Annotated in this window: 11 protein-coding genes and 4 pseudogenes; 6 read left to right on the top strand and 9 right to left on the bottom strand. The window is 67.7% G+C overall.

Annotation, left to right across the window (positions count from 1 at the left end; translation table 11 throughout):
* Positions 1-502 (bottom strand): annotated as a pseudogene (locus ACWIHY_RS38770) (transposase); the annotation flags it as partial.
* A gap of 362 nt (positions 503-864) precedes the next feature.
* Between ACWIHY_RS38770 and ACWIHY_RS38765 the strand changes: the two are divergent.
* A complete protein-coding gene (locus tag ACWIHY_RS38765; RefSeq protein WP_454381362.1) occupies positions 865-2,109 on the top strand; it encodes an IS110 family transposase in 1,245 nt (414 codons plus the stop codon).
* A 420-nt stretch (positions 2,110-2,529) separates the two neighbouring features.
* Here ACWIHY_RS38765 and ACWIHY_RS38760 read toward each other — a convergent pair whose 3' ends face one another.
* The 4 genes from ACWIHY_RS38760 to ACWIHY_RS38745 form a co-directional block, all read right to left on the bottom strand.
* On the bottom strand, positions 2,530-2,712 hold the full coding sequence (locus ACWIHY_RS38760) for a hypothetical protein (protein ID WP_454381361.1): 183 nt from the start codon (positions 2,710-2,712) through the stop codon (positions 2,530-2,532).
* Positions 2,713-3,050: 338 nt separating this feature from the next.
* A complete protein-coding gene (locus ACWIHY_RS38755; RefSeq protein ID WP_454381360.1) occupies positions 3,051-3,383 on the bottom strand; it encodes a hypothetical protein in 333 nt (110 codons plus the stop codon).
* Positions 3,384-3,670: 287 nt separating this feature from the next.
* Complete coding sequence (locus ACWIHY_RS38750; protein ID WP_454381359.1) at positions 3,671-3,943, bottom strand: hypothetical protein; 273 nt, start codon at positions 3,941-3,943, stop codon at positions 3,671-3,673.
* A 60-nt stretch (positions 3,944-4,003) separates the two neighbouring features.
* Positions 4,004-4,573, bottom strand: coding sequence for a hypothetical protein (locus tag ACWIHY_RS38745; protein WP_454381358.1), 570 nt, complete (start codon positions 4,571-4,573; stop codon positions 4,004-4,006).
* A 483-nt stretch (positions 4,574-5,056) separates the two neighbouring features.
* Here ACWIHY_RS38745 and ACWIHY_RS38740 point away from each other — a divergent pair, with 483 nt between their 5' ends.
* The 3 genes from ACWIHY_RS38740 to ACWIHY_RS38730 all read left to right on the top strand — a co-directional run bounded on the left by ACWIHY_RS38740 (position 5,057) and on the right by ACWIHY_RS38730 (position 6,538).
* Positions 5,057-5,566 carry a hypothetical protein gene (locus ACWIHY_RS38740; RefSeq protein WP_454381356.1) on the top strand — a complete coding sequence of 170 codons (510 nt, stop codon included), beginning with the start codon at positions 5,057-5,059 and terminating at the stop codon, positions 5,564-5,566.
* Positions 5,567-5,782: 216 nt separating this feature from the next.
* Positions 5,783-6,061, top strand: a complete 279-nt coding sequence (locus ACWIHY_RS38735) for a hypothetical protein (protein WP_454381354.1) — start codon at positions 5,783-5,785, stop codon at positions 6,059-6,061.
* A 204-nt stretch (positions 6,062-6,265) separates the two neighbouring features.
* Complete coding sequence (locus ACWIHY_RS38730) at positions 6,266-6,538, top strand: hypothetical protein (protein ID WP_454381352.1); 273 nt, start codon at positions 6,266-6,268, stop codon at positions 6,536-6,538.
* Between the two features lie 1,421 nt (positions 6,539-7,959).
* Here ACWIHY_RS38730 and ACWIHY_RS38725 read toward each other — a convergent pair.
* On the bottom strand, positions 7,960-8,619 hold the full coding sequence (locus tag ACWIHY_RS38725) for a DUF3105 domain-containing protein (protein ID WP_454381350.1): 660 nt from the start codon (positions 8,617-8,619) through the stop codon (positions 7,960-7,962).
* A gap of 630 nt (positions 8,620-9,249) precedes the next feature.
* Entirely contained in the window at positions 9,250-9,522 is a 273-nt protein-coding gene (locus ACWIHY_RS38720; protein WP_454381348.1) for a hypothetical protein, read from the bottom strand.
* Between the two features lie 1,282 nt (positions 9,523-10,804).
* On the opposite strand from ACWIHY_RS38720, the pseudogene ACWIHY_RS38715 reads away from it, so the two are divergent.
* Both ACWIHY_RS38715 and ACWIHY_RS38710 read left to right on the top strand, forming a co-directional pair.
* Positions 10,805-11,230: pseudogene (locus tag ACWIHY_RS38715) on the top strand (IS30 family transposase); the annotation flags it as partial.
* Positions 11,231-12,460: 1,230 nt separating this feature from the next.
* Positions 12,461-12,785, top strand: a pseudogene (locus ACWIHY_RS38710) (transposase); the annotation flags it as partial.
* Positions 12,786-13,570: 785 nt separating this feature from the next.
* Here the strand turns inward: ACWIHY_RS38710 and ACWIHY_RS38705 are convergent.
* The gene (locus tag ACWIHY_RS38705; RefSeq protein WP_454381347.1) at positions 13,571-13,909 is read right to left on the bottom strand and encodes a hypothetical protein; all 339 of its coding nucleotides are present in this window, start codon (positions 13,907-13,909) and stop codon (positions 13,571-13,573) included.
* A gap of 329 nt (positions 13,910-14,238) precedes the next feature.
* Positions 14,239-14,457 (bottom strand): annotated as a pseudogene (locus ACWIHY_RS38700) (hypothetical protein); the annotation flags it as partial.

The following is a 14,457-nucleotide window of genomic DNA, read 5'->3' as shown; positions in this document are numbered from 1 at the left end:
AAGGTCTTCTTCCAGGTCGCGGTGGCGTCCTGCTTCTCGGAGTGCGCGAGGACCAGCACGCCGTCGATGTCCACGATCACGCTGCCGTCAGCGGCCGGACTGTCTTCACCGGCCAACTCCCAGACCCGCGTCCGTACTTCGGCTCGCGCCGTGCGGATCGCGGTGAGCGCCTTCGGCCCGGCTGCGGCGAGGACGTCGATGAGCCGGGAGACCGTGGGGTCTGATGCCACCGGGCCGAACACGTCGGCCTCGGCCCGCAGCATGGCCACATCGCGAGGCAGTCCCCGCCCAGAGCCGTCGCGAGCGCGACATCCAGCAGGACTTTGCCCGGGTCGTGCACCGTCCGCGGCTTGCGCCATGGCGCAAGCGCTGCCGATATCGCGGTGTCCAGGCCGGACTTGCGGACCGTCTCGACCAGCAGCACCGCCCCGGCCTGCGAGACCGCCCCTCTGCCACGGCCCTCGACGCGGACGCGCGGGTACAACCCGATACGCTTGCTCACCTGGAGAGTGCTTCTTTCCGTGCAGCCAACAGGACCCTAGACAAGTCCCATCGTTGCAGGTCAGCGATCCAGCGCACCTTCGGTGCGCGCCGGGGGCGTGGTAAATCCCGTGGCGCGCGCCGGGGGTGCTTCTGTCTGCCCTGACGTGGGCTGACCCCGGTTCGGGATCGTGGTGGGGTTCGTTCCGGCCGAAACCGATGTTTCTGTGATGCCTGTGAGCTCGCAGGTCAGCGTGGTGCTGGGGGCGGTCCACGGGAACCGTGGAGTGTTGCTGTGAAGCACGTGCGTCAGAATTCCTGATTCACCCTGGCCCTCCCGGAACGGCATACGACGGGTCCGTCCGCCAGGGAGGGAGCAAGGCCGTGGATGTGCTGCACGAGTGTTGTGCCGGCCTCGATATCAGCAAGAAAGACGCCAAGGTGTGTGTCCGTACGCCGAGTACGAAGCGGCGGGGGTCCTTCACAACGGAGACCACGACGTGGGGATCGACGACGAACGCGGTCCTGGACCTGCGGGACCATCTGCTCGCCGCACGGGTGACGCTGGTGGTGATCGAGGCGACCTCGGACTACTGGAAGCCGTTCTACTACGTGCTGGCCGAGGGCTTGAACGTGATCCTGGTCAACGCGCGGCAGGTCAAGAACCTGCCCGGCCGCAAGACGGACGTCTCGGATGCGGCCTGGCTGGCCCAGCTCGGCGCCCACGGCCTGGTGAGGCCCTCCTTCGTGCCGCCCGAACCGGTCCGTGAACTACGGGACCTCACCCGGGCCCGGACCACCGCCACCCGGGAACGCTCCCGTGTGGTCCAGCGGCTGGAGAAACTGCTGGAGGACACCGGCATCAAACTCTCCGCGGTCGCCTCCGACATCATGGGCGTCTCCGAACGGGCCATGCTCGAAGCCCTCATCCGCGGCGAAGCCGACCCGCAGGTCCTCGCGGACCTGGCCAAACGCAAGCTCCGCAACAAGATCCCCGAACTCACCGAGGCCCTGACCGGACGCTTCCGCGAGCACCACGCGTTCCTGACCCGCCTGCATCTGGAACAGTACGACCAGCTCACCACGATGATCGACCAGCTCTCCGGACGGGTCGAGGAGGCGATGGCACCCTTTCGTGGCGCCCTTGACCTGCTCGACACCATCCCCGGAATCAACCAGCACGTCGCCGAAGTGATCATCGCGGAGACCGGCGGCGACATGACCCGCTTCGCGACGGCCAAGCACCTCGCGTCCTGGGCCGGGGTCTGCCCCGGCCACCACGAGTCCGCCGGCCGTACCAAAAACACCAAGGTCCGGCCCGGAAACCCGTATCTCAAAGGAGCTCTCGGGCTGGCCGCCTTCGGCGCGGCGAGAACCAAGGACACCTACCTCGCCACCCGTTACAAGCGGCTGACCGCCCGCCGCGGCCCGCTCAGGGCCCTGGTCGCCGTCGAGCACTCGATCATCACCGCGATCTGGCACATGCTCACCGGCAGCGTCGCCTACCAGGAGCTCGGCGGCGACTACTTCACCCGACGCGACCCCGAACGCGCCACCCGCCGGGCCATCACCCAGCTCAACCAGCTCGGCTACACCGTCACCCTCAACCCCAGGGAGACCGCAGCCTGACCGGCACACCCGGACACCCGCCAGCCCTCAACGGCCAGCGGGCACCCAGTCCTGCCCACACCCATCCTGAGCTGCTGCTATTTACGCGTCAGAAGCACTCTCTGCTTATTTGATCAAGGCATGGACGAGGACGCTCATGAAAGCGCGAGGTTAGACAGGTGCGGTGACGGACCACGCTGGCGACCGGGGCGGCGTGCGGAACGTCGAGGTCGTCGACGGTCAGGACCTGCACCACCCGGGTCTCTCTTTGCGGCCGTGGCCTCGGGTGCGGTCGTAGAACTTCGCGGTGACCTTTTTCCCAGGGCCGGGTCCGCATCCGCTCGTACAGGCCGGTTTGGTTCCTTCTTCACGGTCGGCGCGTAGTGGGCATGCTTGTCCTCGACTACGAACGTCGCGTGATCGCGCTGGGTGTGCAGAGCATCAGTGGTGACGGTCACCCCGCTCAGGTCGAAGGACGCGGGCGTCGGCGAAGCAGGTGATTTCGTTGGTCTTGTCCGGCACTCTCAGCTGGGTGACGGTCATGCCGGTGTCGGTACTGGCGGCGAGCAGATGCGCGGCCGGGAGGTCCTCGTGGTGTGAGCCGCGGGCGCTTTTGCTGTCCACGGCCAGGGTGTCGGCTCCGACTGGGTCGCATCCGAGCAGGTCAGCCGGGCCACCGGGCAGACCCGGTTGCTGATCCGGCGGCTTCGTCGCCGCGCTGGGGGCGACGCGCACAGGGAACGCCGAGATGGTGCGGGCGCCGAGCCGGGCCAGGGTGTTCTGCGGGGCGTTTCACGCCTATTGGCCGATCGCGGCGAAGGTGCGGGACCCGGATACCGCTGCCGAGCAAGCGACCAGCAGCGCACTCGCGAACGGGTGACGTCGTCCACGCCGGTCACGAGGATCAGGCAAAGTCGCCGGCAGGCCGGCGATCACGCGGTGCTGACGTGAGGGCGATTTGATCAGGCATCCAGTTGCAGACTTGCGGCACATCGAAACTCCGGGCGATACAGGCGACTTGACGGGTCACTGGCATCAACCGGGGCTTCGTCGCCTAGGTGGCGGCCCGTCGGCGCATTGTCCCCTGTGCGGCAGAACATCTGGCGCTTGAGCATCTTGATCCGGTTGCCATGGCCTTCGACGACACCCGAGCTCCAAGGCAGGGTGTGGCCGGCGATGACGGCGCCGCGGTCGCATTCGATGCCGGCGGCGAGAGTGCGGAGGCTGGGCCGGTCGTCCTGCCGGACGGCGTCGAGCCAGTCCGGCAGGCGCTTACCTCGGCGGCCCGTGAGCATGGCCGCGAAGGCCCGGACCTGGCGGGTGTGGCGGGTTAAGGCGTCGAGTTCGAGGCGGTACGTCGGGGCGGCCTTGAGCAGGAGCTGCTCAGACGGCTTCGAACATCTCCCCCGGCACCGCCCACCCCCACGCGCCAAAACGATTGGCCTGCTCGGCGACCGCACCCGCCGCGGGAGCCTCACGCGTTGCGGACACCCGGTCCGGCCACCCGGTCAGTGGCCCTCACGTGTGACGGCAGTGAGGTTGTACTGACTGGATGGTCTGTGCGGGTGGTGGCGGGGGTGGGTCAGAACGCCTGGCTGTTGCAGCCCATGTCTGAACCGAGGTGGTTCTTCTGTGCGCCCGGGGATCCTTCGCCGTTCAGCAGATTGCCTGCCAGGCCGGTGAGGGCACCGACACTGCCGATCAGCTCGATGTTCATGTCGTGCGAGCGGCACTCGATGCCCTGCGTGATGTCGAAATCGTTGCCCCGCTCGTTGGCGAAGGCGGTGGCGCCACTGAGGGATCCGACGCTGCCGATGATGGCGCCTACGAGGACTACCGACTGAAAGGTACGCATTGGTTCTCCGTTAATCGAGATTGAGTCTTTGGCAGATGGAGTGGGGATTGCGGGGGGCCGTCAGCCGAGTCGGGGAAGCCCCAGTTGGCCGACGGGGGGTGCCGCGATCTGTCCGAGGCCGACCGGTGACAGCTGCGGTGCGTTCGCCGGCGAGATGACCGGGTTGAAGTTCGGGTTCACCTGTGGGTTGAACTGCGGGTTCACCTGCGGGGCGATCTGCATCGGGGGCTCCGGGCCGAACGCCTGGGGTACGGCTACCTGCGGGGCGACTTGTGGCATGACCTGCGGCATGACCTGCGGCACGACCTGCGGCTGCCCGGGGGCGGCCTGGGCGGGCTGCATCGGGGCGGCCTGGGCCGGCTGCATCGCCTGGGCGGGCTGCATCGGGGCGGCCTGCTGTTGGTACGGCGTGGCGGTGGCTTGTGCCGTTCCCCTCGACGAGGCCGTGGCGACGGCACCGTTGTGCTGTGGCGCCGGCGGGGCGGCCTGCGGGGTCGGGTAATCGGGAGCCGACGCCGGAGTGGCACCGCCCTGTGCGACGGGAGCGTCGCCATGGCTGGCGCTGGCGCCGACGGCGGTCAGACCGCTGGCCGCTGCTACCACGAGCGCGACCTTATGAAGCTTGCGCATTAAACCCTCGGCCCTTCGATACCTGAAAATGGATCCATTGCATTCAGTGCGGTCACGCGTGCCGTCGGCGCGATAACTCGCACCGCACCGCCAGCAGCGGTCAATCTTCAGCAGCACGCGGACTTCGCATCGGAGCCGGCAGTGAATTCCCTCGCCCCTTCTTCAGGTTGACGGTCGCTGCCCTCCTCCCGTGGAACGAGGTTTTCCTCGCTGTGGTCACGGCACGCAACAGTCCATCACCCATTTGCCTCTGCCTGATGGGGTGTTGGGGCGGGCCGTACGCGCTTGTGGCAAATGGGTGACCACGGCCCGCCACCCGTATCTGAGTCCGCGCTGCCCTCGTTCCGCACGGGGCAACAACGATGGTCTGTCGTAGCCGCACGAGTCGGCAGAGCAGCGACACTGCACTGCCTCATCTGCATTTCACCAGGTTCCGTGCACAGGGATTTTCGTGCACAGGTCAATGAAGGGCCGAGTATTTCAATGCGCAAGTTTCAGCACATCGCGCTCGTCGTCGCAGCAGCCGGTGGCCTGTCCGCCGTCGGGGCCGGAGCAAGCTCCGCCGTGACTCCGGCCGCCTACAACGGGGGGCCGCCTCCGGTTTCGCAGCCGGACGCCCAGGCCGCTTCGGCGTCCTCCGCGCAGGCGTCCACGCAGACATACGGCTCGCCTGCTGCGCAGCAAGCGGCCCCGCAGCAGGCAGCCCCGCAGCGGGGCACCCAGGTCAACCCGCAGGTCAACCCTCAGCTGAACCCGCGGATCAGCCCGCAGCTCACTCCGCAGGCCCCGCAGGCCGGGCAGAACGGGCAGAACGGGCAGGGCGCCCCGGTGAGCCAGGCCAACCTGTTCCGTCCGTCCCAGGAGTGCAGCCCGCAGAACCTGATCGGCGCGAATGTCCCCGTCGCTCTGCTTGCCGCTTCCCAGACCCACGGGGTGGAGTGCACCCAGGCCAACAGCCAGGCGAACTCCTTCTCCAGCGCGCAAGCGCGGTAGCGCTACGGGGCGGCCACGCGTCGACGCCCACGGGCCCTTCGAGGATGTGCGGCGGATGGGCCCGGCCGCTTGCGATTCGGCATTCGGGTGCTTCTGCTGCCCGATCACAAGATCGGCGCGCCACTGCCCGTTTTGCGGCATTTCGCACTAGTCTCCCGTAACGGTAGAAGTGCGATCCGCCATGGATCGCGCCCCACTAACTCCACCGGAGAAGACATGCGCAAGCTTCGCAAGGCTGCAGTCCTGGTCGCCGCAATCGGCAGCATCGGACTCATGGGCGCCGGCACTGCCCACGCCGGCCAGGGCGGCGGCGACGACAGGTTCAACATCACCCAGAGCTCGCAGTGCAAGTCGCACGACCTGAACCTGGACATCCTCGGCCAGGTCGGCGTCCTCAACGGCCTGCTGGGCAACGGGCTCAACGGTGAGGGCAACCCGGGCGCCCAGTCCAACCACATCGGTTCCACCATGGGCTGCAACAACAGCGCCTTCTGACATTTTGGCCGGCGCCAAGTCGCCGGCCTGTAAATGGTCCCGGCCCCCGGGGGCGCCGGGACCATTTGCGTGCCCGCAGGTCTGCGAAAGCAGCCAGAACCACCCGAAACCGAGGCGGTACTGGTTGGCTTTCGGGTGGTTCGCATCCACCTTAGCTACTGCACCAAATGTCGATCGTTCTCTATCTCACTTCACGGAGATGGCATGCGCAAGCTCCGCACGGGCGCTGTCCTCGTCGCCGCATTCGGGTGCGCGGGACTCCTGGGCGCCGGCACTGCCCACGCCGGCCAGGGCGGCGACGGCGGCATCATCCAGAGCAGCACCTGCGGGTCGCACGACAGCAACGTCGACATCCTCGGCGAGGTCGGCATCGGCAACGGCCTGGGCGGCAACGCGTCGAACGGCGAGGGCAATTCGGGTGTGCAGAGCTCGTCCCTGGGCTCGACCGCGGGCTGCAACAACAAGGTCGGCGGCTAGAAGACTGCGGAAATCTCGTTGAGGGGCTTTCCGGGGCCGGGAGGCCCCTTTCTTCGTCATGGGGTGGCCGGGGCGTGCCAGGTGTTGTTGGTGCGGGTGAGTCCGAGTGGCGCCAGATGTTGTTGGCCATGACGCCTGGGTCGGGAACTCGGGTGCCGTGGGCGACGAGCCGGCCGATGGCGCGTTCGGCTGGGGGCCGCCATCGGCGGTATGCGTCCTGCCAGGCGGTGTGGGTGGCGGCCTGGACGCGGGCTGCGGTCAGCAGTCGGTGCCGGGGGGACGTTGCTGGCCCGTGCGGTTTTCGAGGTGGTGCGGCGTTCACGCGGTGGGCAGTTGGTGCACAGCCGTTCGAACGGGGCGGTGCGGCCCTGTCGGCCTTGGGGCGGCCCGGATTCACGGTCTGTCCAGCCGGGCGGGTCACGGTGGCGGCGTCGGTGTCGACGTGGAAGTCATCGATGGTGAAGCCTGACGGGACGGTCTGCCGCAACGGCGGTGGCTTGACCGCCAGGACGTGTCCCTGGGCGGTGAGTTGTGCGCGCGCATCGCCGGTGCCGTAGGCGCAATCGTCGTCACGGCCGGACAGCAGCGAGGACCGCTCGGCTGTCAGAGGCTGCCGAGGGCGTCGGTCACCACCTTCTCGGGGCCCGGTTCCGGGCGTGGCCGGCGCGCTTGCCCCGGCCACGCCTCTTGGTGGCCGATTGGAGCGCGAAGCCCTTCGTCTACAGCATCGGCAAGGATGAGGTGCAGCGTGCCGTGCCAGGTCTGCATACGGGACGCGGCGTAGAGCGCCCGTTCCTTGTTCTCTCACGCGCCGACGTCCGTGGGTTGCATGTCGGCGATGGCCTTCTCCTCGACATCGGGGAGGAGGTGCTCCTCGATGTGCCGCTTCTCTGCTTGGTGGACGCTGCCAACTCCTGTGCCGCTTACCGGCGGTTCACGTACTCACCGAAGGTTTCTTTGCCGGTTTCGGGTCGCGATAGGGACCTCTCTGGCCTTGGCCTGCGCCTCGTTCGCTGTCTTCGCCGCCTCGTACTTGGTGCGAATCGGATCGTGGCGCCATTGGCGTCCACCACGGCGGCCGCTGCCTTGACCGCCGCGCGCATGGCTGAGCCGTACCCGAGTTGCTCGCCGCCAGTTCGCATTTGCTCGCGGTGGGGCGGGTGCCTGGCGGCAGCGCCTGACGGGCGGCGTGTGGCCGACCTGTGGTCAAGCGCCATGCCGCTCCCAAGCGGGACGTGGTGAACTCCTAGGTCATGAGGGCTTCTCATCCTGCCCAGCATCGGTCTTGAAAACGGGCGGGCTTGGATACGCCGTCGCAGCATGGGTCCTCGAGCAGGAGTGGCCCGCAGCCAACTCATAGCGTCAGTGGCGTGCGTGTGGGGCGTACCCCGCCCCACACGCATGATGTCTTCAGGCCTTGCTCATGGGGTCGCCCTGCCGCCGGTGACAGGCCCTGCCGGCTCGGGTGCGTGCGGCCCCTGTACGTAGGCGTCGAAGAATTGGTCCACCCGCGGGTCGTCGGCAGAGGTGACGGCCAGCTGGCGGGCCCAGGCGGTCAGCTTGACCGGCGCGCCCTGGCCGGGGACCGGACTCATCATCCGATAGGGCACGCCCTCGACCTTCTTCCTGAACGCGTTCACGACACTGCGCGGTGCGTTCTCGGCGTATGTCACCCACACGACGCCGTGCTCCAGGGAGTGCACCGCGTGTTCGTTGCGCAGCGGCCGGTCGTAGACGTCGCCGTTGGCGTTCTGCCAGGTCGGATGATGCGGGCCGCCCACGGGCGGGGTCGGGCTGCCGGAGTAGTCGACCGGACCGAGCACATGGTGGCGCTGCAGGTTGCCGTAGGCCTGCTCACCGGGGACGTGGGCCTTGTCGGAGTCGGTGCTGCTCGCGGCCACGCGGGCGGTGTGGGGCCCGTCGTGGGCCGAGGCGATCGCCGTGGCGCCGACGACCAGGGCGCCGGCGACCACCACGGCCGTGGTCACCGCCCACGGCCGCCGCTTGAGCCGGGCGTAGCGGGCCTCACGGTCCCCCGGCCTACCGCTCGAAGACTCGTACTGCTGCTGGTCCTGTGTCATAGCCGGAATGTACGGGGGAGAAAAGAGCGGTGTTGGGCATTTTGGGTCCGATGCGCGTGTCCGATGGGACCGGGAAGTCGCCGCGAGATGCCACACGGCCCGGGAATGACACCGTCCGGTGGACAGGCGGTGACGTCGTGCACGGAGTCGGCCTCACTCGCCGCTCGAGCGCAGGGCGCGGTCATGATCCCGGCGAACCGCATCCGTCTCTTGTGAGCGTTGACTCACTCGCGCCCCTGCTCGCGTGCCGCTGCGTGCCCGACCGGTGGTGAATCACGGTCGGTCAGGGGGCTTTGACGAGTCGCGCATGGCCCTGCCAGCCACCCGTTCCAGCACGCCAGGTCCGGTTCATACCGTGCCAAGGCCCACGCGTCCGTACCATCTCATCCGCAGCCGTTTTGCGCGTATGCCCAGGCCGTTTGTTTAAGGACTCGACGGCTTTTGCGTCGGTCATCTTGGTTCACTGCCTGACAACGTGTGTACAGCGGCGGGCGGATGGCGGCGCGGGGGCCCTGTCACGGATCGGTACGAAAAGACCGCTAGGGAGTGTCCGGCGGACCATGACCGTATCGGCGCCGGGAGTCCGTCCGGTGCTGGTGATCGGCCCCTGATGATCCGCCGGACACGGCCTTAGAAGGCGCTGTTGTTGCAGCCCATGGTCGAACCGATGTGGTTTTTCTGCGCGCCCGGGTTGCCCTCGCCGTTGAGCAGGTTGCCGCCCAGGCCGTTGAGGACGCCGACCTGGCCGAGGACGTCAAGGTTCAGGTCGTGCGACGTGCACTTGGTGCTCTGCTTGATCTGGAAGCGGTCGCCATCGCCGCCGGCGTGGGCAGTGCCGGCGCCCATGAGTCCGACGCTGGCGATGGCGGCGACCAGGACGGCAGCCTTGCGAAGCTTGTACATGTCATCTCCGGTGGAGTGAGGGGGTGCGATCTGTGATAGATCGACTTCGTACAGTTACGGGAGATTAGTGCGAAATACCCCAAAACGCCCTGCGACGCGCGGATCATGTGATCTTGTTGCGGAAGCATCCTGACCCCGCATCGCCTGCGAGCGGCCCCTTCCGTGGGGCGATCCCCGAAGGGCCCGCACCGGGGGTCGATGTCCGGCCGTACGGCGGCCCTGGCGGACGCTCGCGACGGCGTTCGCCCGGCTGTCGGCCTGGGTGCAGTTGATGCCCCGGGTCCCGGCGCCGGCGAGTAGGGCAGCCGGGGCATTCGCGTTGAGGCAGGGACGCGGGCCGCACTCCTGGTCCGGATGGATGAGGTTGTTCTGGTTCGGCGGGGTACCACCCTGCGCCGGGGCCGGCTGGGGGCTCAGCTGGGGGCTGGCCTGCGGGCTGACGTCGGCGCCCTGCTGTGGTGCCGCCTGCCGCTGCCGGTCCGGCGAGCTGTTGGTGTGCGCGGTGGCCTGCGGATTGGTCCACGAGGCGGCCTGGGCGTCCCGCTCCGCCCTCCCGTTCCGCACAAGCCCACTGCCGTTGGGGCACTCAGGGAGTATCGCTGCCTGTGGTAGGGGCAGGGGCGGTGGCATCCGGGCAGAAGGTGGCGTGGTCGGCCCATGCGTCGGTGTCGGCTTCGGGTTCGCAGAGGCGTATTTCACCGCACATGGTGCACCGCTGGGCTCCGGTTGTTGGCGGCAGGCAGAGGAAAACACCTTCGTCAACAGACAGTGCGTATGGCTCGATCACGAGCTTCTCCGTTCCACGCCGACGAGAATGAAGTGCACCTCTGCGCCCCTCCTTCGGGTGCCCCCTGACCTGCACACCGGATAGAACGATGAACCGAGCACCGCGTCACTGGATCAGCGGCAGAGCGCATTGAGGTGTACGCCGACACGTGCGAAGGCGCCGCCCCGCCCGTTGTGGACGAGAGCGGCGCCTAGATGATCGATTCCAAGGGGTGGCGGTGTGGATTGAGCAGAGCTCTGAGTGTCACCGCTCTGCTGGGGGAAAGACGGGTAGGCAGGATCGGCCCGGGGCCTATGCACCGGGCGCACAGAGAACACCAGTCGTCGTTGGCGGTGGTCAATGCGGGGACTACAGCCCACAGCGCGGAGGCGGTTCGGTCAAGAGCGTTACCGTCCAGGGCGAAGCAGCGCACGATCCAGGTGTCGCACCGCGTTCGCGGCGTCCACCAGCTGCGAAGTTGCAGGTTGAAGGCGACTGCATCGAGCCAACCACGGCTCCGCCATCGGCACGCTGGTCGAGCGGACCACCCGCTTCACCATGCTGGTGCACCTGCCCAACGGCCACCGGGCAGAACACTTCCACCAGGCTCTCACCGCCACCATCAGCGCACTTCCGCCCCGTCTGAGACGGTCACCGACCTGGGACCAGGGCAACGAGATGGCGGGCCACCACCTCTTCTCCACCGCCACGAACATGCCGGTCCACTTCTGCGATCCCGCCAGCCCCTGGCAGCGCGGCTCGAACGAGAACACGAACGGCCTGCTCCGGCAGTACTTCCCCAAGGGGACCAACCTCTCCCGCTACAGCCGCGAGGACCTCGACGCCGCGGCTGCCGAACTCAACATCCGTCCGCGCAAAACGCTCGGCTGGGAAACCCCAGCCGAGCGTCTGTCTAAACTGCTCGCCACCACACGTCAGTGATCACGTGTTGCGACCACCTCTGGAATTCACCCTTGCTTTATGGGGCACCTCGCCCACAGATGGGCGAATTGGGCTTCAATTTCACGATTGAGGATGATATAGACCTGTCCAATGTTCCGCGCTCGAACGGAGAACGCCCCACATGCGCATCCGCAAGCTCCTGGCCGTAACCGCCGTGGCTGCCGCAGCAGTCCTCGGCAGCATTGGCCCAGCCACCGCCGAGGACGAAGAGAACAGAAGCAGCATCGTCCAATCCGCTTCCGGGAATGACCAGCCAGAGCATCCCGTCGGACATGCAATGCCGGGCTCGTTGCCTGACCAAAACGCGAAGAGTTCCAACCCAGGCGTGAATCGAGTCGGAGACAGTTCCGACCAAAGCGAGAATCCGGTCGCAGAGAGTCCTGACCAAGGCGAGAAAGCAGACGGAGAGAGCCCTGACCAAGGCGCAGTCGTAGACCTCCTTGGCAGGCTGATGGGCTGAGCCAAGGACGCGGAGCTCTGACCGGCGCCCGGCAAAGGACCGCCTTCGATCGGGCGAAGGCGAGGCCGCTCCGTACCGGGCAGCCCGCGCGGCTCCTAGTCTCCGCACCTCTCCCAAGGGTCCGGAGTGCCATAGGAGAGGACCAGGCCGTACGACTCCATTACCTCGCAGTCGTTTTGCTCAGTCCACTGGTAGGCCAGGAGGGTCCAGATCGCGACCGCGATCACCGCCGCCACACCCGGCAGGCTCCAACTCGACCGCCCTCCGGGGGCGCCTCCGTTGTTCCGGGGCGGACCGTTGGGTGGGTCCTTAGGTGGTTCCCAACCCGGCCCCTTGTACCCCCGAGGCCGCCACCCTTCCTCGCTGTTTGGCATGCCCACCAGTATCCGAGGTAAGCGCTGAACTGCACCGAGTGCGCACGAAGTTGCCGACTTTGCTCCCGCCGTAGCCGGTGGCCGGCCTTACACTGGGCTGCGAGAGCACGCACCGCTTCCCGGACGGGCAGCCTTATGTGAACCCGCGACGCGGTTTCTGAACCGGCTCGTCGAGTTTCATCCGCACACCGCCGACGCGGCAAACCGGCTCCCCGACGGCCCGAAACAGGCATGTCTGCTCACCGCGCAGTACGTCGCCCTGGCCACCAACTGCCTGCCCGCGCACTGCTTCAGGGCCGCCGAACGGCCACGGCGGCCCTCCCGCCCCCAAGCCCCTGCAGCGTCCGTCATGGTCGAATCCGCGCACCATGCAGTTCTCAGCTGATGCCCCTGCTGGATGCGATACCCCGCATCCGCGGGCCGAGGCGCCGGCCAGGCAGGCTGTTCGCCGACCGCGGCTACGACAGATAGCGCCACCTTCTCCGGGCCCGCGGCATCACACCGAAGATCGCCCGCAAAGGCACAGCCCACGGCTCCGGCGTGGGAAAGACCCGCTGGGTCGTCGAGCGGACCGTCGCCTGGCTCCCACCAGTTCAAGCGACTCCACATCCGCTACGAGATACGCGCCGACCTCCACCTGGGTCTCCTCCAACTCACCTGCAGCAGCATCTGCTCAAGACGACTCCGAATCTCATTCTGAGACCAGCATGTCGCGCTAGAACGTACAAACAGAGGCGGACGTTAGAATCGCCTACGGGACGCGAGCCCTATGGCGACGTAGGCCCCACAGCAGTCGCCGGAGTAACGCACGTCCGCCTGCCACGTCTGAAGGCATGTCGGGGCCCGTCGTCGCCGTGGGCCCCGTCCAGCTCGACTTCTCACCGGCCCACTCACTGCCGGGGCGCGAAGGCAGTCCAGGCCGTTGCCCTGTGTTGTGACGCTGAAGACGCCCACCGGGCCACGCATGCTCTCCTCGCCCTCATGTACCGGGACCGGGACGGGGATCAGTGCCCGTAACGCCTGCAGAGCAGGAGCGTGGGTGAGGACGTCATGGAGCCGTCGTCGAGGCAGACCCGCACGACTGCAGCTCCGCCGGGAACGTCCGTCGGCACGGTGAAACTATGTGTCGCTGGCGCCGCATACTGCGTTGAGAGGCTGTAGTGGACCCTCAATTGCTTGCCGTTCGTGTCGAGAGGGAACGCCGTGGTCCCCCGGCGATTCGCCGTCTCGACCCACTTGTGCTCCCCCGCCACGGTGACCGACCGGTTGAACAGGGCACCGTGCCCCTCGGGTACGTGTTCTTGACGGTTATGCCGAAGTTGCTGACCAGGTGTCAAAGGTGCGGGCGCTGGCCGCAGGGGCGCTCTTCCCCGGTGCCCCGGCCGGCGGCCGGGGCACCGGGCATTGTGCCCCGGCATGCCTGCCGGGGCACACAAGAAATGCCGGGCCGGGAACGGCCCCGGTCCGGCATGTACAGAACAGCGCTCAGATGTCGATTTTCGGCCTCTTGAAGCCCTTCGGCAGCTTTACCGTGTTGGAGCAGTCCATGACCGAACCGGCGGCGGCGGACCCGCCGTCGCCCAGCAGCCGGTGCTCCTCGAGCACCACGTTCGGCCGCTCGGGCGTCGAGCAGTGCTGCTCCTGCCTGACCATCTGCTTGCCGTCCTTGTCGACGTGGGTCTCGCTCTTGCGGATACAGACGTTGCCACTGCTCTCGCAGTCACCCGCGCGTCCGTCTGCGTATGCGTGCCCGGCGCCGACACAGATCGCGGCGAGACTTCCGACGATCCCCGAGATGGCGGCGATCTTCTGCGGAGTGAACATGTGCTGCATTCCTTTACAACGTCGGGCCCGGGCGCCTGTGTCATTGACCGGTGTGCGCCCGGGCCCGAAAAGGTGTCGGAACCGATCATTTCGCGTCTGGACGCGCTGCCAGCTACGCCCGACGGCAGAATTACCGCAGCCCGGCCGCACAACGTGATGAGCCGCCGCGCGTCAGGGCTGCCTTTGCCACGGGTGCCGCCCGGCACACCGCCGAACAGGCGCGCCGGTAGCGCGACCAGGCCGTTTGCGGTAGTGCGAGGTGCATCAGCCGTCCCGAGAAGGCCGATGCGCCCGTGGCAGCGCCGAGAAGATGAGCCCTCGGGTGATCTTTACTCGCCCTCGCCGTGCTGGCCGTGCTGGCCGTAGGCCTGCTCGGGCCCGGCCTCCGGCGCCTTCTCCGGCCCGGCCTCCGGCCCGTTCTCCGGCCCGTACTGCGGCCCGGCCTCCGGCGCCTTCTCCGGCCCGTTCTCCGGCCCGTTCTCCGGCCCGTTCTCCGGCCCGTACTGCGGCCCGGCCTCCGGCGCCTTCTCCGGCCCGTTCTCCGGCCC

Source organism: Streptomyces sp. NPDC055287 (assembly GCF_053646035.1).
Note: the sequence above shows the minus strand (reverse complement) of the source record. Positions and strands in the feature narration are given on the sequence as shown.